Source organism: Alistipes sp. ZOR0009, assembly GCF_000798815.1.
Lineage (GTDB): Bacteria > Bacteroidota > Bacteroidia > Bacteroidales > ZOR0009 > Acetobacteroides.
Map to the genome: position 1 here is coordinate 72,607 of NZ_JTLD01000017.1, position 19,877 is coordinate 92,483.

General features: G+C 43.7%; 17 protein-coding genes. 6 read left to right on the plus strand and 11 right to left on the minus strand.

Annotation, left to right across the window (positions count from 1 at the left end):
• Positions 1-71 precede the first annotated feature (71 nt).
• The 6 genes from L990_RS06025 to L990_RS06050 all read right to left on the minus strand — a co-directional run bounded on the left by L990_RS06025 (position 72) and on the right by L990_RS06050 (position 8,375).
• Positions 72-2,642 (minus strand): adenosylcobalamin-dependent ribonucleoside-diphosphate reductase, encoded by a 2,571-nt coding sequence (locus tag L990_RS06025; protein ID WP_052180787.1) that lies wholly within the window; start codon positions 2,640-2,642, stop codon positions 72-74.
• Positions 2,643-3,038: 396 nt separating this feature from the next.
• Positions 3,039-4,865, minus strand: coding sequence for a (E)-4-hydroxy-3-methylbut-2-enyl-diphosphate synthase (gene ispG, locus L990_RS06030; RefSeq protein WP_047446499.1), 1,827 nt, complete (start codon positions 4,863-4,865; stop codon positions 3,039-3,041).
• Position 4,866: 1 nt separating this feature from the next.
• The gene (locus L990_RS19150; protein ID WP_052180785.1) at positions 4,867-5,553 is read right to left on the minus strand and encodes a septal ring lytic transglycosylase RlpA family protein; all 687 of its coding nucleotides are present in this window, start codon (positions 5,551-5,553) and stop codon (positions 4,867-4,869) included.
• Positions 5,554-5,557: 4 nt separating this feature from the next.
• Complete coding sequence (locus tag L990_RS06040; protein ID WP_047446501.1) at positions 5,558-6,238, minus strand: porin family protein; 681 nt, start codon at positions 6,236-6,238, stop codon at positions 5,558-5,560.
• A 58-nt stretch (positions 6,239-6,296) separates the two neighbouring features.
• Positions 6,297-6,608 carry an MTH1187 family thiamine-binding protein gene (locus L990_RS06045; protein WP_047446503.1) on the minus strand — a complete coding sequence of 104 codons (312 nt, stop codon included), beginning with the start codon at positions 6,606-6,608 and terminating at the stop codon, positions 6,297-6,299.
• Between the two features lie 3 nt (positions 6,609-6,611).
• Entirely contained in the window at positions 6,612-8,375 is a 1,764-nt protein-coding gene (locus tag L990_RS06050; RefSeq protein ID WP_156121374.1) for an Ig-like domain-containing protein, read from the minus strand.
• A 157-nt stretch (positions 8,376-8,532) separates the two neighbouring features.
• On the opposite strand from L990_RS06050, the gene L990_RS06055 reads away from it, so the two are divergent.
• From L990_RS06055 to L990_RS06070, 4 genes are read left to right on the plus strand one after another with little or no spacing between them, the layout of a single operon-like run.
• Positions 8,533-9,129: a riboflavin synthase gene (locus L990_RS06055; RefSeq protein ID WP_047446507.1), complete on the plus strand. Its 597-nt coding sequence runs from the start codon at positions 8,533-8,535 to the stop codon at positions 9,127-9,129.
• Positions 9,130-9,142: 13 nt separating this feature from the next.
• Positions 9,143-10,186: a sensor histidine kinase gene (locus L990_RS06060; protein ID WP_047446508.1), complete on the plus strand. Its 1,044-nt coding sequence runs from the start codon at positions 9,143-9,145 to the stop codon at positions 10,184-10,186.
• Between the two features lie 7 nt (positions 10,187-10,193).
• On the plus strand, positions 10,194-11,018 hold the full coding sequence (gene lgt / locus L990_RS06065; RefSeq protein WP_047446510.1) for a prolipoprotein diacylglyceryl transferase: 825 nt from the start codon (positions 10,194-10,196) through the stop codon (positions 11,016-11,018).
• Positions 10,975-11,775 (plus strand): hypothetical protein, encoded by an 801-nt coding sequence (locus L990_RS06070; protein WP_047446512.1) that lies wholly within the window; start codon positions 10,975-10,977, stop codon positions 11,773-11,775. Before lgt ends, L990_RS06070 begins: the two co-directional genes overlap by 44 nt.
• On the opposite strand, the gene L990_RS06075 is transcribed toward L990_RS06070, so the two are convergent.
• The 4 genes from L990_RS06075 to L990_RS06090 all read right to left on the minus strand — a co-directional run bounded on the left by L990_RS06075 (position 11,768) and on the right by L990_RS06090 (position 15,685).
• A complete protein-coding gene (locus L990_RS06075) occupies positions 11,768-12,439 on the minus strand; it encodes a 2-C-methyl-D-erythritol 4-phosphate cytidylyltransferase (protein ID WP_047446514.1) in 672 nt (223 codons plus the stop codon). The genes L990_RS06070 and L990_RS06075 overlap by 8 nt on opposite strands.
• Positions 12,436-13,461 carry an NAD-dependent epimerase/dehydratase family protein gene (locus tag L990_RS06080; RefSeq protein WP_047446516.1) on the minus strand — a complete coding sequence of 342 codons (1,026 nt, stop codon included), beginning with the start codon at positions 13,459-13,461 and terminating at the stop codon, positions 12,436-12,438. Before L990_RS06080 ends, L990_RS06075 begins: the two co-directional genes overlap by 4 nt.
• Before the next feature lie 2 nt (positions 13,462-13,463).
• Positions 13,464-13,889 carry a pyridoxamine 5'-phosphate oxidase family protein gene (locus L990_RS06085; protein WP_047446518.1) on the minus strand — a complete coding sequence of 142 codons (426 nt, stop codon included), beginning with the start codon at positions 13,887-13,889 and terminating at the stop codon, positions 13,464-13,466.
• Between the two features lie 113 nt (positions 13,890-14,002).
• Positions 14,003-15,685: an ABC transporter ATP-binding protein gene (locus L990_RS06090; RefSeq protein WP_047446520.1), complete on the minus strand. Its 1,683-nt coding sequence runs from the start codon at positions 15,683-15,685 to the stop codon at positions 14,003-14,005.
• Positions 15,686-16,074: 389 nt separating this feature from the next.
• On the opposite strand from L990_RS06090, the gene L990_RS06095 reads away from it, so the two are divergent.
• Positions 16,075-16,998, plus strand: a complete 924-nt coding sequence (locus L990_RS06095) for a hypothetical protein (protein WP_047446522.1) — start codon at positions 16,075-16,077, stop codon at positions 16,996-16,998.
• A 337-nt stretch (positions 16,999-17,335) separates the two neighbouring features.
• Here L990_RS06095 and L990_RS06100 read toward each other — a convergent pair whose 3' ends face one another.
• Complete coding sequence (locus L990_RS06100; RefSeq protein ID WP_047446524.1) at positions 17,336-18,211, minus strand: AraC family transcriptional regulator; 876 nt, start codon at positions 18,209-18,211, stop codon at positions 17,336-17,338.
• A 225-nt stretch (positions 18,212-18,436) separates the two neighbouring features.
• Here L990_RS06100 and L990_RS06105 point away from each other — a divergent pair, with 225 nt between their 5' ends.
• Positions 18,437-19,831: a sugar porter family MFS transporter gene (locus L990_RS06105; RefSeq protein ID WP_047446526.1), complete on the plus strand. Its 1,395-nt coding sequence runs from the start codon at positions 18,437-18,439 to the stop codon at positions 19,829-19,831.
• Positions 19,832-19,877: the final 46 nt, after the last annotated feature.

Sequence of the window (19,877 nt, forward strand, 5' to 3'; positions counted from 1 at the left end):
TGTACCTCTGGTTGGGAAACAAAAAAGGCCTAAGATTATCTTAGGCCTTTTCAAGTTGTAAATATGGAGTGCTATCCGCACTTAGATGTTCCGCAAGAGGTGCAAATAAGGCATCCTTCCTGGTATATCAGGGTTTCAGCACCGCATTCTGGGCACTTCGCACCTTTTTTTGCTTTGGTTCCGTTGGGGATAAAGCGCTTTAGGGCACGCTCTACACCGCTTCTCCACGAGTTGATGGTGTCGCTATCCAATCGGAGCGAAGTAACGAGGTTAACGATGTCGTTAATAGGCATTCCGTTGCGTAGCACACCCGAAATTAGCTTGGCGTAGTTCCAGTACTCCTTGTTGAACATATGCGATATGCCGCCAAGAGTGTTGGTGTAGCCAAATTTATCAACGTACTGAAAGTCGTAGCGGCTTCCCTTTTCATCCTTAACCTTAATAATTTTACCCTTGGTAATGGTTTTCGGAATTGGGCGAACCTCCTCGTCTACAATACCTGTAAATATCTCGTAAGGACGGTTGTTGATGATTCCCACAAAGGCAATCCACTGCTCGTCGTTATTCTTAAAGCGGATAACTTCAGCTTCTAGCGATTGAGGTCGCTTGCTAGGGAATTCGGCGCTATTCTCCTTCTTCTCTTTTTTGCTTGATACTAGCACGCCTGCTCGCGAGCCGTCACGGTAAACGGTAACTCCCTTACAGCCGCTTTCCCAGGCCGTTTTGTAAACCTTTGATACGAGATCTTCGGTAACATCGGAGGGTAGATTTACGGTAACGCTGATGGAGTGGTCTACCCATTGCTGGATACGGCCCTGCATCTTCACCTTATTAACCCAGTTTACGTCGTTAGAGGTTGCCATGTGGTAGGGCGACTTGGCGATAATTTCCTGCATTTGATCGTCATCGTACTGCTTTACAGCCTCTACGTTGTAGCCGTTAATTTCTAGCCAAGTAATGAACTTGTGGTGGAATACGTAGTATTCTTCCCACGAGTCGCCTACGTCATCGATAAAGGTAACAACCACATCTTGGTCGTTAGGGTTAACCTTGCGGCGGCGCTTATATACAGGTAGGAATACCGGCTCGATGCCCGACGTTGTTTGGGTCATAAGGCTGGTCGTTCCTGTAGGAGCAATCGTTAGTAGGGCAATGTTACGACGTCCAACTTCAGTCATCTCCTTGTAAAGGGCAGGTTCTGCTTCCTTCAGACGGTTGATGAATGGGTTGTTAGCCTCACGTTTGGTATCGTAAATAGGGAATTTTCCGCGTTCACGAGCCATAATCACCGACGAGCGGTAGGCCTCGATGGCCAGCATGCGCTGGATGTTTTCGGCAAAATCGGTAGCCTCTTCGCTGCCGTAGCGAATGCCAAGAGCGGCAAGCATATCGCCTTCGGCGGTGATGCCTAACCCTGTACGACGTCCGTTTATTGCCTTAACACGTATTTTTTCCCAAAGATTACGCTCTACAAACTTGATCTCTTCATCCTCTGGGTCCTTGTTGATCTTGTCAACAATAGCATCAATCTTCTCCAATTCAAGATCGATGATGTCGTCCATCATGCGCATGGCGATAATCACGTGGCGCTTGAACAGCTCGTAGTCGAACTTTGCCTTAGGCGTGAATGGGTTTTCGACGTAGCTGTACAGGTTGATGGCCAACAGGCGGCAGCTATCGTAGGGACAAAGAGGAATCTCGCCACAAGGGTTGGTAGATACGGTGCGGTATCCAAGATCAGCGTAGCTGTCTGGCACCGATTCGCGAATGATGGTATCCCAGAAAAGAATACCTGGTTCGGCCGATTTCCAAGCGTTGTGAACAATCTTTTTCCAAAGTTTTTGGGCGTCGATTTCGACTCTATACTTTGGTTCTTTTGCACCAATAGGGTACTGCTGTACGTACTTTTTGCCTGTTTGGATGCATTTCATGAACTCGTCGTCAATCTTTACCGATACGTTGGCACCTGTAACCTTTCCAGTTTCCATCTTAGCATCGATAAAGCGCTCGGCATCGGGATGTTTAATCGAGATACTAAGCATTAGGGCACCACGGCGGCCATCCTGAGCTACCTCGCGGGTAGAGTTGGAGTAGCGCTCCATAAACGGAACAACGCCAGTAGAGGTAAGCGCGCTGTTGAGTACAGGGCTTCCGGTGGGGCGAATGTGCGACAAGTCGTGACCAACTCCACCACGGCGCTTCATGAGCTGTACCTGCTCTTCATCCATGCGGATGATGCCACCATACGAGTCGGCTGGATTGTCTTGGCCAATAACAAAACAGTTAGATAGCGATGCTACCTGCATGTTGTTGCCAATACCTGTCATGGGGCCTCCTTGAGGAATAACGTACTTGAACTCCTTTAGGACCTCATAAATCTTGGCTGCCGTTAGCGGGTTGGGATACTTCCTTTCAACTCTCTCCAACTCGTTGGCAATACGCCAGTGCATTTGATCGGGGTTGCTTTCGTAAATTTTACCGAAAGAATCTTTAAGCGCGTACTTGCTTACCCATACAGTTGCTGCAAGATCGTCCCCCTTAAAATAATCCCTAGCTGCAGAAACGGCGTCTTGGTAAGAGTAAACCTTCAACTCTTCACCTGTCGTTTCCACCTTAACTTTTGCTGACTTGGCTGCTTCCATCATTCTTTTATTTATACTATTTTTTTAACTCTCTAAATTGAAATAGGTTAGTTTTGATATTACACACAGTATCTCTATGTGTCGTTTCTTTGTGCAAGATATGAAGGTTCTGGCATCAACACCAAGCTGTTTTTTGGATAGATATCAACAATTCGGAAAAGTTATCAACAATTGTTAGTGTTCATAAAATCAACAACATCCCTATTTATTAAAAAAAATCACAGAGTTGTTTTTTTCCCATTTTTGGATAAATATAACTTCTGATAAGCCGAGCAAGCGTATTTCATCGAATTAACACCTGTAAACAATACCATGTGTATATATGTAGATATTAACAAAAGAGGGATACGTGCTTACTGCCACCGTATCCCTCTAAATATATCTTTATGTTAAGTTTTAATCCTTCCAGTCGCCGTTTTCTTTAATCAGCAGGACGAGCTGTTCTAGGGCTTCTTCTTGGGGTATATTCTTTTTAATGGCATTTTTACCCTTGTAGAGAGTAACTCTGCTAGGTCCTGCACCAACATATCCGTAGTCGGCATCGGCCATTTCGCCCGGCCCGTTAACAATGCAGCCCATGATGCCAATTTTAAGTCCAGTTAAATGTTTTGTACGTTCGCGAATTTTGGCAGCGGTTTGCTGCAAATCAAATAGCGTACGTCCACAGCCAGGGCAGGAGATGAACTCTGTTTTTGAAATTCGTACTCTTGCCGCTTGCAGAATGGCAAAGGCAGTAGAAACCGCTGTTGTTGGTTCTATGCTCTCTTTGTTCGAAATCATTATTCCGTCTGCTAAACCGTCGATAAATAGCAATCCACAGTCGGCAGCTGCCTTTAGCTGTAGGAGGTTGATTTCTGTTTCGTTGTAGCTGCGGCGAATTATTACTGGATTAAGCAGCTTCTTTCCCTTTAGATGTAGAATTGCAGCGCGTTGCTCTGCCACTCCATTGCTATTATTAGTTTCGAGGATGATGGCTGCATTGGGATTTTGCATTGCCTTTTGGGCTAGCACCTCTATTTGTGCTGCATCTGCAAAAATAAACAAGCTTTCGTCGACAAATCGAAGGCCTTTTGTGCCGCCTACTTTTAGGGAAGAATCGGCTACAAGTAGGAAATCAGGAGCCGTATCTGTTACTTTGTTCCATCTGTTTTCAGCTGAGATGTACTGGTAACCTAACGCTTGAATGGATTCATCATCTACCGTGGGTAGGGAGGTCAGATCAGCAATAACTATAGGGCTACTATTTCCTCCTATACCTGCAACTGACGTGCTTGTGGCTTTTATGTACTCGTACGGACTGTAAATCGCCGAATCAACAGCTGCTATTGGCTGATGATTTTCGCGATTGGTAAAGTAATCGACCAATGCTTTTGCTACAGGAATTTCAGCTTCAGGCTCTTCCGTTAGCGAAACGCGAATCGTATCTCCAATGCCATCTGCGAGTAGTGCACCAATGCCAACGGCCGATTTTATTCGACCATCTTCGCCCTCTCCAGCTTCGGTTACACCGAGGTGCAGCGGGAAAGTCATTCCTTCCATTTTCATGCGCCTTTCCAGCTGGCGGTAGGCATGTACCATAACCCTCACGTTGCTGGCTTTCATCGATAGAACGACATCCGCAAAATTTTCTTTTACGCAAATCCGTAGAAATTCCATTGCGGATTCCACCATTCCTTCCGGAGTATCGCCATATCGGCTCATGATTCTATCAGAAAGAGAACCATGATTAACGCCTATGCGTAAGGCCGTATGATGCTCTTTGCAGAGGTTTAAAAGATTGACAAACTTTTCCTTTAAGCGGTTTAGCTCCTCGGCATACTGTTCTTCGTTAAGATTTACATCGACAAAACTGGCTCGTTTGTCAATAAAGTTGCCTGGGTTTATGCGAACTTTTTCAACGTTGCAAGCCGCTGTTTCTGCCGCATTGGGATTGAAGTGAATGTCGGCAACTAGCGGCTTAGTATAGCCATCCTCAATAAGTCTTTGACGGATGTTCTTTAAATTTTCAGCCTCTCTAATGCCCTGAGCGGTTAAGCGAACAACATCGGCTCCTGCGTCAAAAATTCGCTTGCACTGCGCCACCGAGGCTTCCGTGTTAAGCGTGTCGGTGGTGGTCATTGATTGGATTCTGATGGGATGTTCGCTGCCCATTAGCAGGTTGCCAATTTGAACGGTATTGGTTTTTCGGCGTTCAAATTTTGAAAGGCTGTTAAAAAAGTCCATGTTACTTAAATGGGATAATAAATGCTGTTGGGTACGTTTTCTTCAGCAGCGACAGGAAGGTTGATGCTTCGTCGCGCGAGGAGAATGCTCCAACAAGTACTTTGTAAAGCGATCTACCTCTTCGTGTTTTCACTTTTTTGTGATCTGAAACAACGTTATAGGTACTGGTTAGATGGCTGGTTAGCCTATTCGCATTCTTTAATGTTGCAACGCTAGCCACCTGAACCGAAAAGTTTCTTTCGCTGCTTACAAGGTTTGGGCTGAGGGTTGCCGTAGAGTCGGCTCCTGTCGAATCTGTGTTGATCTCCTGCGCTAGATAGGATTGTTTGATGCTGTCGGTAACAACCTCTATTCTCACCATTTTCATTCCAGCACCTATCATATCTATTTTGGCGGCTGCCGCTTTCGATAAATCGATCGCTATTCGGCGAGGGGAGCACCTGTCGTTGATTCTGACAATTACCGATTTTCCGTTGTCAATATTGGTAACTTTTACTTCCGTACCAAAAGGAAGGTTGGGGTGTGCGGCTGTAAGCTTAGTTTTGCGGTAAACTTCGCCGCTGGAGGTCTTTCGACCATGGAACTTGTTGCTGTAGAAGGTGGCCAGACCCTCTTCGGTAGTGTAAGTTTGGGCATTACCCCAAAGTGCGATTGCCGAAAAAAGAAAAATCAGGACAACATTCCGCATAAAATTATTTTTTAGTTAGCTTAGGCTGCTTTACAAAAATCGAACCTAAGTCGAAAAAAAGACTCCCTGATATCTGAAACTGGTATAGACGGGAATCGTCTGGCTTGTGATTCATATATACAGGGGACATCATATTGGTTAACCCGTAGTAGTAACGGGCTGATAGCTGAAAAAGTATGGGCTTGAGGTCGAAGTAGAATCCGCCACCTGCTAGCACACCAAATTCGTAGCGATGATCTCGAGCTAGCAAAAAGTCGTAATCGGTTGATGGACCATTTGCGGGGCTTTTTTCTTGCGAATTTAGAATGTAGCTGGCGTAGCATCCTAAATCGACTATGGCGTTTAGGCGTTTGTAGGTTACATTACCTTGCGCCATGATTGGAATCATTACCGCGTTTAGGGTTCTTTCGTAGTCAACTTTTTCGCCCACCTGCCTATAACCTCTATGGGAGTAGTTTACTTCTCCCTGAAATGACATATACTTTTCTCCTTTATACTTAAAGGACAAACCTCCACTATAGCTGGATGGATATGCTTTTTGATCCATTTTAGGCTGGAACATAATTCCAGAAAAGCCATATCCAAAGTTTACCCCAAGATATGTTTTATGAGGGTACTTATTCGATTGAGCAGAAACGGAACTTGCTGCTGCTACTACTAACAGTATGAGGAGTATTTTTTTCATTCAAATAGTTATTTGCGGCATTTAAAGTTTCGTTTAAATGCGTCACGAGATGCTATATTTACAAATTTACGTCGCCAATTTTCTGCTGAATAGAGCTTACCTTTTGCTCCATTCTTCCGTTTTTGCCGTTGCGAATGTCTACGTTAATAGTCAGGTAAATCCTTTCGGCATACGGAGCAATTGCCTCGTTGGCCTTGCCAACAGCCGCAAAGGCTTCCTCCAACGTTTCCGTTTCTATGATGGTACACATTGGCGTGAGCTGGTAGGGATACCCGGTGTTGCGGATAGCCTCAATTGCTTTGCTAACGTATTGGCTAACACTCGAACCTTTGTCGGTTGGAAAAATGGCAAATTGAAGAATTACTGACATATGCTAATAGTTTGCAAAAACTTCGTCAATATCGACGGTAATTTCGTTTTCCCATCCAGTGCGTAGCTGAAATTGCTCTTCCTTCTCCTTGTGAAGATATCCAACTCGCTCTGGTTCTACTTGGTTTAAGTAGTTTCCGGTGTCCCAAACCCCATTTTTGTTGGCATCTTCAACAATTCGGATGTAGTACGAGCTTGCCTTAATGTAGGGGAATTTTACTACTCCATTTTTTAAGACAATCTTTTCGCGCGTAATTTTGTATTTAGAATCAAGAATTTGGACAATGAGATTTGTCTTTACATTTTTGAAGTCTAAAAGGAAGGTTCCAAATTTGCTAGAGCTGGATGTTTGGAAGCTGAATTTGATGGAATCGTTTACCGCATGGGCAATGTTGGTGACTACATTCGAGTCTGCTACGATTTCATAGCGGCTATCTTCTATCCATTTCGCTACAATTTCGTAGCTGGTTAAGCTGTTTGTAACAGGCTTAAATTTGAAAGGAATGGGAACTTTCGCATCGTTCTCATCAATACGAACTAGCGAAAACTTAGAGGTGTCGAGCCTTGTTAACGGCAGGTTTAAGTTCATAAATAGTCCACCCTCATCGTTTACTGTGCCATCAGGCATTTCAAATTGGGTGGTGGCTGCGCTTACCTTTTTAGACTCTTCAGCCTCCTTCTTCTTGCTCTTTACCCTATCCGATTTGGCGAGGGGAAGCTCCCACGAAATTTTTTCAACCGTTTCCACCAATTTTCCGGTACTGTCACTCTTCATGTAGGTGTAGTTCGCTACAAGAGTATCGGCAACCTTACGTGTTGCATCTTTTAGCCAGTAGGTAATGGTGTCGTTGTTGGCTGTTTTTTGAATCAGAAAATCGTTTTCTGTTAACCCGTCAATCGCTAGCTTTTTAATGATAGGGTTTGGGCTATTAAAGAAAACGGACATTTTGAACTTTTCGGGACGGTCTTTGCCCTTGATATACTGTTGCCTTTTCTCTTCAGAAAAGATTTTAAGCTTGACTTGAGGCGGAAGTTGCGATCGCCAAGTAGAATCCGGCATGGTATCAGGGCGTGCTGATATGTTGACAGGGCCGAATCGCTTTTTGTCGAAGGCGATATCATCAAAACCAGGGTCGAACAGATAGTTGCGGTTTGCATCTTTTATTGCAATAATCTTATAGCTTCTATTTTTAAGATTGTTGGCAATAAAAATTCCGTTCTTATCTGTTTTGGATATTACGTTGGGCTTATGCCGCATTGGTGCTTCTAAGCTGTCATTTTCATACATAAAAATGAAGGCATCTGCCATAGGACGCATTGTTTTTGCATCAAAAACTTTACCGTTAAGGCGCATTGTGTCCAGTTGGCTGCCAGTTGAGAATATGTAGCTGAAATTTTTAACCGGGTTATTCTCGTTGACATCAACAATTGAGTTGGCGAAGTTGATGGAGTAGGTGGTGTTATTCTGCAGCTTTTTGCTGATTAGCACCTCAATTTTTTTCCCTTTTTCTCGTATGTCCAGCTCCTCGTCAATGGGAGGCGATACGTAAAGGTTTTTCTGAAGATCTTTAAGCGTAACGTACTCGTTGAAGGAGAGCTCGAGCTTCTTCTCTGCAACATTTCGGCTAAATTGGGCTGGCAAACTTCTTACAATAACTGGTGCAAGGCTGTCTTTAGGACCACCGGTTGGACTCATCACATGAGCGCATTGGGTGAACGCTAGCATTATCACCCCACTTGAAACAAGAAGTATAGGTAATTTTCTCAAAATTGTATTCTTTATGGTAGATACACAATATCCCACAACTCGCAAAAATAAGAAAGATTGTTAGATTTCTTCGGAATTTATTAGCTCTTTTGGATATTGGAATCTTGATAAGGCGTTATATCTTGCACTTTTTTAGGACGTAATAACAAATTTGACAATGTTTTCAGGAATTGTAGAGGAAGCAGCCAAAGTGGTTAAGCTTGTAAAGGACAAAGAGAATCTGCACATTACTGTGAGCTGCTCGTTTGCAGACCAGCTTAAAATAGACCAAAGTGTAGCGCACAACGGCGTTTGCCTTACCGTTGTAAATTTAGAGGAGGGGCAATATACCGTTACCGCTATTTTAGAAACGTTACAGAAAAGTAACCTTGGATTGCTACAGGAAGGCGATAAGGTAAACCTCGAGCGCAGCATGCGCATGGAGGCGCTTCTTGACGGGCACATTGTTCAGGGGCATGTAGACCAAACCGCAACTTGTACCTCCATAGAAGAGGTGGATGGAAGCTGGTACTTTACCTTTAAGTACGATCCTTCGCTAGGTAATGTTACCGTAGAAAAGGGCTCCATTACAGTAAACGGGGTTAGCTTAACGGTGGTAAATTCTAAAGACGACCAGTTTTCGGTTGCGATAATACCTTACACCTACGCGCATACCAACTTCCACGAATTTAAGGTTGGAACGGTAGTTAATCTGGAGTTTGATATTTTAGGAAAGTATGTCACTAAGCTGATGAAGCAGTATCTCGGGAAGTAGAAAACGTTTAACTATGCAAATAACCTCGCCTAAGCAGATGTCGGTGTTGATTTCAACAATTACATCTGCCATTGTTCTGCTTGTTTTTTGGTGGGCATACCCCCATGGTAAAAATTCGGAGGATGTACTGCTGGGTGTTGCAATTGCATTGGTGACGTTTATGGTGGTGTTTATCATTATCTACTACTTGCTAAACCAGCTAATTTTCGAAAAGATAACGCCTATATATAAAACTATTCAGAAGTTGAATCTTTCCGATTCTGAGCTGAAGGAGTTTTTGGAAGGAAAAGATATTGGAAAGGAGCTGGAAGAGGAGCTAACGCAGTGGGCTGCCAAGCGAGGTAACGAGCTTACTCGTCTTCGAGAAATGGAAAAATATAGAAAGGAGTTTTTGGGCAACGTTTCGCACGAGCTCAAGACTCCTATTTTTAATATTCAGGGATACATTTCCACCCTTTTGGATGGAGGTTTGGAAGATCAAACGATTAACCGCGTGTACCTTGAAAGAGCCGAACGTAGCATTAACCGCATGATTTCTATCGTGCAAGATTTGGAGTCTATTTCGCGGTTAGAGGCGGGCGAGCTCAAAATCAACTGCGAAAAGTTTAACGTGGTTGCTCTTGTTCAAGAGATTGTGGATAGCCTCGAAATGAAAGCGGCGGCTCGAAACATAAAAATTGAGATTGCAAGAAGCAAGGATACACCTATTTATGTGAGTGCAGATAGGATGCGTATATCGCAGGTTTTTGTTAACTTAATCGTCAACTCGATTAACTACGGAAAGGATGGGGGAACAACTATCGTCTCCTTTTCCGACATGTTCGACCACGTGCTGGTCGAAGTTTCTGATGATGGTGCAGGTATTGAGCAGAAGGATTTAAACCGTATTTTTGAACGTTTCTTTCGTGCGGATAAAAGCCGTTCGCGAGATACGGGTGGTACGGGGCTCGGTTTGGCCATTGTCAAGCATATAATAGAGGCCCACCGCCAAACAATTAATGTACGAAGCAAGGTTGGTGAAGGCAGCTCGTTTGTTTTCACCTTAAATAAAGCATAATAAAAAGATGAGTTTACTTGTAATTAACTGGAATTTGGACCCCGTGTTCTTTTCTGTATTTGGCTTTGATGTACGCTACTACGGAATTCTATTTGCTTTTGCGTTTGTGGTGAGTTACTGGGTTTTCACTAAAATGTACAAGTACGAAGGAATTAAGGTGACAGAGATTGATACCCTAGCTTTTTATGTGGGTATAGGGGTTGTTGTTGGCGCTCGATTGGGGCACGTGCTCTTTTATCAGCCAGAATACTATTTCTCGCACCCTTGGCATATATTAAATATACGAGAAGGTGGGTTGGCAAGTCATGGAGCTGCAATTGGGATTCTTTTAGCTTTATGGCTATACTCCCGAAAGCACAAGCGTCCATTTATTTGGCTGTTAGATCGCATTGCTTTAGCCGTACCTATTGCTGGTATGTTTGTTCGTCTTGGAAATCTGATGAACTCAGAAATATACGGCCACGTTACAAACCTTCCATGGGGTTTTGTATTTAGAAGAGCAGGAGAAACTTTGCCGAAGCATCCAACGCAGATTTATGAAGCTCTAGCGTATCTTTTTATCTTTTTTGTGCTATATTGGCTTCACTTCAAGAAGAATTATGCCTTTAAAAAGCCAGGGGCACAGTTTGGTGTTTTCCTGATTCTACTCTTTATGGCAAGGTTCTTAATAGAGTTTATTAAGAACGATCAGGTAGGATTTGAGCAGGCCATGGCATTGAATATGGGACAGCTATTGAGCATTCCTTTTATTTTGTTGGGGATCGGATTTATCATTTACTCGAATAAATATGCAAAGCCCTATCCACTTCCACAGGACAGTAAGCGGAAATAGGCTAAAAATAGCTTTGATTTCTCTCTCGTTCTTTATTTTTTTGGTTGCAGGACTTTACTACTTTCTGAGCTTCAAGAAAAGCCACATTCCGCTAACCCTTGAGGGGACGTGGGTTTGTCAGCAGTATCTTGATAGTATTGCTGCAAGAAAATCGGTAGCAAAGGTTGGGATCTCTCCTCTTTTTTTGCAGATGTCTTTTAAGAAGGGGTGGAATGATTCTGTTCTATGTACAGGTATTTCGTCTACCTACAATTTAAAGTTGGCGAAAATTTCGAAAGGAAAGTACTTACTGTCAAGGTTTACGGATACCATTGGAGTGGTAAACATCAAAAAGGTATTTAAATTTGAGGAGAAGTGGAGCAACAATTGCTGGCAGTATGCAAAGGTGGATACCGCTTTTAAAAGGTTGGATAGGGGAAGTGTTTTTAGAAAAAAGCTTAACCAAATTCTTCTTTCAGGAACATATCGTTCGGTGCTGGGAGCGTCTTTGCTAAAGGAGGTTGTTTTTACCGATTCGGGATTTGTAACCGGAATAAAGGGAATAAAAAACTTTAAGATCTGCTATGGCGCCGATTGTTTTCATGGTACCTTTCCGAAGGATGCCATTTTTATGAGCAATGGCAAAAAAACGCTTTTATACGCGTTTGATGTAGTCAAAGATACGTTGACCTTTTATACGATTGTAAAGCAGGATACGGTGAATATCTTTAAGCCATACTGGCAAATGGTAAAGCAGGATATTATAAAATTTAGATAACACTTTCGAAAACCCTCTCGGCAATAGCTAAGTCGAGAGGGTTTGTTATTTTAATGTTTTCAACATTCCCTTCTGCTAAAGTAATGGGGTAGCCCATTGCTTCAACCACCGATGCATCATCTGTAAATGTAGGAGTATATTCCTGCTCGTAAGCTGATTTTAGCAAGCTGGATGGAAAGACTTGAGGTGTTTGAACGAGCCTTATGAGGCTTCTGTCTAACGCAATATTTCCATCGTTTGTAACCATTCTTAGCGAGTCAACTGAGGGGATGGTGGGGACAACAGACTGGCCATTGGCAGCTTCCGCAAAACATCTCTCAATTACGTTTGACGCGATAAGTGGCCTGACACCATCGTGTATACCTACTATGGTGTTGCCATCAACAAGTGCAAGCCCATTTTTCACGGAGTGAAAGCGAGTGCTTCCTCCTTCTACAACCTGATGGGCAATGCTGAAATGGAATTCATCACAGAGCCTTTCCCAGCGATCAGCCTCGGACTTTGGAAGCACGATGATTAGCTGCATGTTGCTATCAAAACGGTGAAAGCGAGTGACGGTATGCATTAGTATGGGCATACCTTTAAGTAGTAAAAACTGCTTCGGAATTTCGCTGTTCATTCTAGTTCCTGATCCTCCGGCTACAATAACTACTGCTCGCTTCATTTTTTAGAGGGGTTATCTTTTTTATAGCAATCGCAAGCAAATCGGATAGTTTCGGAGATGGGCGTATACTTAAAGTTTAGCAACTTTTCTATTTTTGAGCCATCGTAGTACATTTTGTTCCAAGCAGAACGTGCGATGCTAAATGTGATTTGTGGCTCTTTCCCTGTAAGCAACGATGTGCTCATGCATGCGCAAGCCACAACTTTCATTAGGGCTGGTGTTGCCTTAATGGAGGGGCGTTTTTTTCCAAGTTCATCTGCCATACTGTTGAATAGCTCTTGATAGCTGATGTTTTCTGCGCTTAGAAGGTATCTTTCGCCAGAAAGCTCACTTTCGAGGGTAAGCCTGCAGGCGTGTGCTACATCCTTTACATCGACAAAACCGGTAACCCCGAGGGTGTAGAATGGTGTTCCTTTTCCAGCCGTTGCGACAAAGGTTGAGCTGCTACTTTTCCAGTCTCCTGCGCCAAAGATTACAGAAGGGTTGAGTATTACGGCATTTAAACCGCTGTTTATTCCTCTCCAAACCTCCATCTCTGAATAGAACTTGCTTATAGAGTATCCGCTTTGCTCCTTAACCGATGAAAACTTTGTTTCTTCGTTTATTAAATCCCCGTTAGTGGTCGATCCAAGAGCCGCAATGGAGCTAATGTGGCATAGCTTTTTAACCCCTGTCTCGAGTGCAGCATCAACAACGTAGGCGGCCATCCGCGTATTATTTTCTATAATTTGGTTTTTACGGCGTTTGTTAAACGAAACTTCGGCAGCAGTATGTACTACAAAGTCGACATTCAAGAATGCTTTTCTTACTTCGTTATAATCTTCAAGATCGACATTAACCCATTCGATGCTATCAAATAGCTTTAGGCCATCGGGGTGGTAGCAAAATATGTGCTTTGCTTTTTTTATGGAGGATGTGCTGCGGTAGGTCCCTTTTACTTTATATCCTGCTCTTAGAAATTCGAGCGCGGTGTATGCGCCAAGAAAACCAGTTGCACCTGTAATTAGTGTCGTTAGTTGCATTGTTACTTTTTCCACGTTAGCTTTTTGCCAAAGCCTAGCTCGCTATCGGTGTATTTTATGTAGGTAAGGTCTATTACCCAGAGGGTGGTGTTCATGCCTGCAGAAAAAGAGAACTTTGTAGTATAGCTTGCTTTTGCTTTTTGAGCAAAGTCAGTATTGGGTTCCGAAATAACACCCTGAAACTGTATTCCTTTGTATTCATTGGTTGTTTCGTTGGCGTCAACTACGCTTCCTGCAACAAATATGTTATGGGAAATATTTCGGATATGCTTGGTATTCATGTCGGAGGTGATTACTAGGCAACCCTCCTCCGGGAGGTAAGCATAGAACAAGTTAGCGCAATAGGGTTCGTCTCCAAAGCTGGTGGCTAAGGTTAAAACCTTGTGCTGGTTTAAGAAGTTGGTAATTCTTGAATCTGGTGCGCTCATCTTGCATCGGTATGGTTAGCAAACTTATTAGTTTCCATCCAATATGCCAAGAAAAAGATGGGATATGCGCATATCTTTTTTTGTTTATTAGAAACTTTGCCTCCAAATAGGCGTTAGCTCGATTTGGGTATTGCTCCAATTAGCTGTTTTGTGTACGCTTTTTGGGGATGTCGGTACAGCTCGTCGGCTTCGTTTAGCTCAACAAGCTCTCCTTTTTGCATCACCATTATACGATCGCTCATGTATCGAACTACGCTTAAATCGTGGGAAATGAAGATGTAGGTGAGGCCCAACTCCTGTTTTAGGTCGTTAAGGAGGTTGAGAACCTGAGCTTGAACAGAGACATCTAGGGCAGAAACTGATTCGTCGCAGATAACCAGCTTGGGCTCTAGGGCTAGCGTGCGTGCTATAACGATTCGTTGTCGTTGTCCTCCCGAGAACTCGTGAGGATAGCGGTTGGCAACTTCAGCAGGGAGTCCAACCTTTTTGAGCAGGTGGTTCATTCGTTCTTTTCGTTCTGCCTCGTTTTTGCCCACTCCGTGTACGCGCATTGGTTCGAGAATAGCTTCGCCAACGGTAATTTTAGGGTTTAACGACGAGAAAGGATCTTGAAATATCATTTGGATGTGGCGACGCATTAGGCGAAGCTCCTCTCCAGCTAGCTTGTCTATTCTTTTTCCTTCAAATTCGATGCTCCCGCTTAGGCTTTTTACTAGGCCAACCAGCGTTCTACCTAACGAAGTTTTTCCGCAGCCCGATTCGCCTACCAAGCCAAATGTCTCGCATGGATAAACATCGAAGTGAACATTTTTTACCGCCTTGAAGAGCTTACGAGTTTTGCTAAATAGCGATCCACCAAAAGAGTATCCTGCATATAGATCTTTTACTGAAAGAATTGGTGCTTGTTGGTATAGCTGGTGATGCTGATTTTGGCGTGCTTCGTCGGTTTGCAGTATAATTGACGGCGATTCCTGTTCGGTGAACTCCTTAACGGTAAGTAGCCGTTCTGGACGATAATTAATGGGGGGAAGGCAGCTAATTAGCGCTTTGGTATAGGGTTGCTGCGGATGGTGAAAAATATTGGTAGATGACCCTTCCTCCACCATGTCACCGCGCCGCATTACCACAATGCGATCGCATACCTCGGAAACAATCCTCAAATCGTGTGATATGAATATTAGCGCCATTCCATACCGATTTTTCAGCGATTTCAGCAGCTCTAGTATCTCCTTTTGTACGGTAACATCTAGCGCAGTTGTAGGCTCGTCGGCAATGAGCAGCTGTGGCTTACACGATATGGCCATTGCTATCATAACCCGTTGGCGTTGGCCGCCACTTAGCTCGTGAGGGTAGGAGCGATAGGCCTTTTCGGGGTCGGGAAGAAGCACCTCGCCGAAAAGCTGCAGCGTTTTGGCCTTTGCTTCGCGACTATTTAGGCCTAGATTTTCTCTGGTCATCTCATCAACCTGCTCGCCGCAGCGAATGGTTGGGTTCAGGGCCGTCATTGGCTCCTGAAAAATCATAGCAATCTCGCGCCCCCTAACCCGTTGGGGGTAATTTTTGTCGGCCACGCAGAGCTCTACCTCTGTTCCATCCTCCTTACTAAAAAGAATGCTACCGCTAACTTTTGCCGCTGGTGGTAGTAGCCCCATGACGGCAAGAGAGGTGATGGATTTACCCGAACCTGACTCTCCTACGAGCCCAACCGACTCTCCTTTGTTTACCTTCAGGCTGATACTTTTAGCCACTGGGCCAACACCTTCGAACTCTACCGTGAGATTGCTAATTGTAAGCATGCTGATTTTCTAAAACGATGCTGCAATATCGCGAAAAATGATGGAGAGGCAAACTGTATTGCTTTTGTTGAACCGATTTAGGGCTGTTTTTTGGTGTACGGAAGCATTTTATGGACAATTTATTTGCTTACGATCTACTTTGTGTTAAATATTTATCTCCTGTATACGCTTTTTATCTGCCTTTCATCCGTTACACATTAGTAAATGTGCAGTTGTTGTGAAAATAAATCAAGTATTTTAACAAATTGATTTGTAGTATGTTTAGCCTTGGCTTATGGGTATTTATATTCATATTTTTTGACATGCTCTTTTGCTATACATTACTAACCATTTAGTGTAAAAGCTCCTTTTTGCGAACTTTGCACAAATTATTAATATCAATTTTAGCTATGAGAAAATTTAAATTACTGGCAATGTCCCTGTTGCTAGCAGGTGCAGCATTTACCTCTTGTACAAAAGACGATTTACTAGACGCTCCAGAGGCCGACAAGCCTGTTGTGACTGTTAAGCAAAACGGTGTTGCTGTTACTTCAATTACCGCAGAAGCAGGAGAAACAGTACCTGTTGTTGTTCGCTTCGATATGGGCGCTCAAAAAGATAAGCTAGAGAAGGTGAAGATTTCGACTACTATTGGTTCGCAAACCTTTACAGTAATGGATAGCACTTTGAACGAAGGTTGGTTCAATGGAGCGGATAAGTTTCATGAAGAAAAGTATAACGTTGCTGTAGGGCAAACTATTTCTACTATTACTTTCCAAGCGGTAGATAAAAAAGGACGTATTGGATCTACTACAATTTCTGTAGGACCAAAGGGTACGGTATCTTTAAAGCCACAAAGAGTTGTGTTGCTTGCTGGACAGCTTAATACAACAAGCACTTACGGCGGATTCTACTCTGTAATGACAGATAAAACCTATAAGCTTGAAGATGCAGTTTTCAATGCTCAGTATGTAGACTTTGTTTACTACTATGGTGATACAAATGGAGCAACCATATCGCCACTTTCTGATCCAATATTTAAGAAAGTTGATGCTGCAGGAAAGTATGTTGGACCAACTAACTACGATAACATAATTAGAAAGTTTGCTTTCTTGAATGCTACAAAGTTTGCGGTAGCAACTAGCGATGAATATACAAATGGTAAGATGCCAGCTGCCAGTTTAGTAGCAGATGGTCAAATAAAACTTAATGTTGGCGACTGCCGTGCATTCCAAACTGTACTTGGTCAAAAGGGTATTTTCAAGGTGGTTAAGATGGAAGGAACAAATGGTTCTAACCGCTCAATTACCCTAGATGTTAAGGTGATTCAGTAGTTTTTTGAAAAGAATATATGTGGCCATCTCCAGTTGGGGATGGCCTTTTTTGTTTTATCCGATTTTTAGATTGGTTCTGTCGTTATCTTAGAGGCATCTTTCACCATTTAGATCGCTTCTGTCATCATCTTGGAAGCATCTTTCAGCATTTAGATCGACATTGTCGCTAGCTTGGAAGCATTTGTCGGTGTTTAGATTGACATTGTCACCATCTTGGAAGCATTTGTCGGTGTTTAGATCGACATTGTCACTATCTTGGAAGCATTTGTCGGCTTTTGGATCGATATTTTTCTTTGGTTTTATTTTTCAGGAGGTGGTTTGGGGGCTGGTGCCTTCTTTATCCTTTTCTCGCGCTGCGGTATTCGGATGGAGAAAGCAGCATCACCTTGCTAAAGAGGCGCGAAAAGTAGAACGGGTCGTCGAATCCAAGCATTTGGGCAACTTCCTTTATGCGGATGCTGTTGTTGTCGAGCAGGTGGCAGGCTCGTTGTATTTTTAGGAAGGTAAAGTACTCCATCGGTGATCGGTTGGTTCGCTGCTTAAAGAGAGTCGAGAAGTGGGAGGCCGATAGGTTGGATGCTGCGGCTATTTCGGAGAGAATCAGTTTTCTGTGCAGGTTGTTTTTCATGTAAATGATGGCCTGCTCGAGAAAATTGTTATAGCGGGGGTGGCGATTACGGTCGTAAATATGGTTGTACTTAAAGAGGGTGAGCAGGTGGTTTAGGCACCCGCACGAGTAGGCAATGTTTTCGTCGCTTACTCCAGCGCTTAGCGTGGCTATAATCTCGTCAAACAGCAGGGTGTGCTCATCCCTTTCCTGGTAGGCGATGGACTGGAGAAGGTTGTCCTCGTTGGCGGTAAAAGTAGAGGCTGTGTGGCCAGTGAAATGTACCCAGTAAATGCTCCACGGGTTATGCCGATCTGCCCCATACCGGTGCGCATTGCCGGGCGGAAGGATGAAGAAGTTGCCAGGAAGCACCTCCTGACGGGGCTGGTTGCTATACTTAAACCAGCCTTTGCCTCCAACACAGTATATCAGGATGTACTCGGCGCATCCTTTTTCGCGCTCTCGGTAGTGGAAGTTGGCCACAGGGTAGTAGCCAATATCTGCCAGGTATAGATGGTTGATATATCCATCTTTTACCACCTGTTGAATAACCGAGCCAGGAATGTTTACCGCCATCTGCCCTGTAAACCCATCCTTCCTTTTCATTGTATTTGAGTTTGTTTTATGGTCGTATCTTGGCGGGCAAGATAGCAATCAATTGTTTCTTAAGAAAAAAATCTTGTTAACATTAATCGTGATATAATCCATGCTATCGTAGGATTGGGCATTTATTTATCCTTTAAGGTGCATTTAATTTGATTTTATTAAAAAAGAAAACTTAGCAAGTAACCGATAGTCTTAAAATCGTGAGGCTATCCTACAATAAAACAAATGGGAAAAAGCAATATTAACTTAGGTTACATCTTGGCAATCTCGGTTGCATCTGCCTTTGGTGGCCTGCTGTTTGGCTACGACTGGGTGGTGATTGGTGGTGCAAAACCATTCTACGAACCTTTTTTTGGAATTGCTGGCTCGCCTTTCCTGCAAGGATGGGCTATGAGTAGCGCTTTGGTTGGGTGTTTTGCTGGCGCAGGTCTTTCGGGAATGTTGAGCGATGCATACGGGCGCAAGAAGCTGCTGCTGCTAGCTGCTGCGCTTTTTATAATCTCTGCGCTTGGAACGGGAGCAACCAGCACCTTTTGGATCTTTATACTATTTAGGTTGATGGGTGGTGTGGGCATTGGCTTGGCTTCCAACCTTTCGCCGATGTACATAGCGGAGATATCGCCATCGAGCGTTAGAGGGCGGTTCGTATCGTTAAATCAGCTGACTATCGTTATTGGTATTTTGGCGGCTCAGCTTATCAACTGGCAAATAGCCGATCCCGTTGCGCCTAATACAACGTTATCGGAGATCTTGGCATCGTGGAATGGGCAAATGGGGTGGCGTTGGATGTTTTACGCTTGCGCCCTGCCGGCTATTTTATTTTTTGTATTTGTACTTTTTATCCCAGAGAGTCCGCGTTGGCTTGCAAGCAAAGGTCGGAATGAGCAGGCTTTTGCCATCCTTAAGCGAATAGCAGGCGACGAGTCGGCTAGAAGGGAGCTGGAGGAGATTAAAAAGGTGAGGGCTGAGGATGATACAAAGCCTTCGTTTGGGAGCTTGTTTAAGTCGGGTGCTGGACGAATTCTTACCATAGGTGTTGTTATTGCAATCTTCCAGCAGTGGTGTGGAATAAATGTGATATTTAACTATGCACAGGAAATTTTCTCGGCTGCTGGTTATAGCGTAACCGACATACTCTTCAATATTGTGATTACTGGTAGCGTTAACCTACTCTTCACCTTTGTTGCCATTTATACGGTAGATAAAATTGGGAGAAGGGCGCTTATGCTGATTGGTGCAGGTGGATTGGCACTTATTTATACCATTCTTGGTTCGCTCTATTTTTTTCAGGTGCAAGGGTTGCCGCTCCTTATTTTGGTGGTGCTGGCAATTGCCTGCTACAGCATGTCGTTGGCTCCAATTACCTGGGTGGTTCTTTCCGAAATATTTCCGAATAGGATTAGAGCTGCAGCCATGTCGGTGGCCACATTGGCCTTATGGGCTGCCTGTTTTTTGCTAACCTACACATTTCCGCTACTCAATAAGGGTTTTGGTGCAGCAGGAACCTTCTGGCTTTATGGGATAATATGCGTGTTCGGGTTGGTTTTTATTTGGATAAAGCTGCCCGAAACAAAAGGGAAATCGCTAGAGCAAATAGAGGAGGAGCTGCGGGGTAAATAGCCGTATGGCTTATCGCGGATTTGTCTATGTCTGAATCTGCAAGTCT

What these genes read in the sequence shown, in the direction of transcription:
- L990_RS06025 (WP_052180787.1), bottom strand. Translation starts at nt 2,642, where the DNA reads ATGGAAGCAGCCAAGTCAGCAAAAGTTAAGGTGGAAACGACAGGTGAA.
- ispG (WP_047446499.1), bottom strand. Translation starts at nt 4,865, where the DNA reads ATGGACTTTTTTAACAGCCTTTCAAAATTTGAACGCCGAAAAACCAAT.
- L990_RS19150 (WP_052180785.1), bottom strand. Translation starts at nt 5,553, where the DNA reads ATGCGGAATGTTGTCCTGATTTTTCTTTTTTCGGCAATCGCACTTTGG.
- L990_RS06040 (WP_047446501.1), bottom strand. Translation starts at nt 6,238, where the DNA reads ATGAAAAAAATACTCCTCATACTGTTAGTAGTAGCAGCAGCAAGTTCC.
- L990_RS06045 (WP_047446503.1), bottom strand. Translation starts at nt 6,608, where the DNA reads ATGTCAGTAATTCTTCAATTTGCCATTTTTCCAACCGACAAAGGTTCG.
- L990_RS06055 (WP_047446507.1), top strand. Translation starts at nt 8,533, where the DNA reads ATGTTTTCAGGAATTGTAGAGGAAGCAGCCAAAGTGGTTAAGCTTGTA.
- L990_RS06060 (WP_047446508.1), top strand. Translation starts at nt 9,143, where the DNA reads ATGCAAATAACCTCGCCTAAGCAGATGTCGGTGTTGATTTCAACAATT.
- lgt (WP_047446510.1), top strand. Translation starts at nt 10,194, where the DNA reads ATGAGTTTACTTGTAATTAACTGGAATTTGGACCCCGTGTTCTTTTCT.
- L990_RS06070 (WP_047446512.1), top strand. Translation starts at nt 10,975, where the DNA reads ATGCAAAGCCCTATCCACTTCCACAGGACAGTAAGCGGAAATAGGCTA.
- L990_RS06075 (WP_047446514.1), bottom strand. Translation starts at nt 12,439, where the DNA reads ATGAAGCGAGCAGTAGTTATTGTAGCCGGAGGATCAGGAACTAGAATG.
- L990_RS06080 (WP_047446516.1), bottom strand. Translation starts at nt 13,461, where the DNA reads ATGCAACTAACGACACTAATTACAGGTGCAACTGGTTTTCTTGGCGCA.
- L990_RS06085 (WP_047446518.1), bottom strand. Translation starts at nt 13,889, where the DNA reads ATGAGCGCACCAGATTCAAGAATTACCAACTTCTTAAACCAGCACAAG.
- L990_RS06090 (WP_047446520.1), bottom strand. Translation starts at nt 15,685, where the DNA reads ATGCTTACAATTAGCAATCTCACGGTAGAGTTCGAAGGTGTTGGCCCA.
- L990_RS06095 (WP_047446522.1), top strand. Translation starts at nt 16,075, where the DNA reads ATGAGAAAATTTAAATTACTGGCAATGTCCCTGTTGCTAGCAGGTGCA.
- L990_RS06100 (WP_047446524.1), bottom strand. Translation starts at nt 18,211, where the DNA reads ATGAAAAGGAAGGATGGGTTTACAGGGCAGATGGCGGTAAACATTCCT.
- L990_RS06105 (WP_047446526.1), top strand. Translation starts at nt 18,437, where the DNA reads ATGGGAAAAAGCAATATTAACTTAGGTTACATCTTGGCAATCTCGGTT.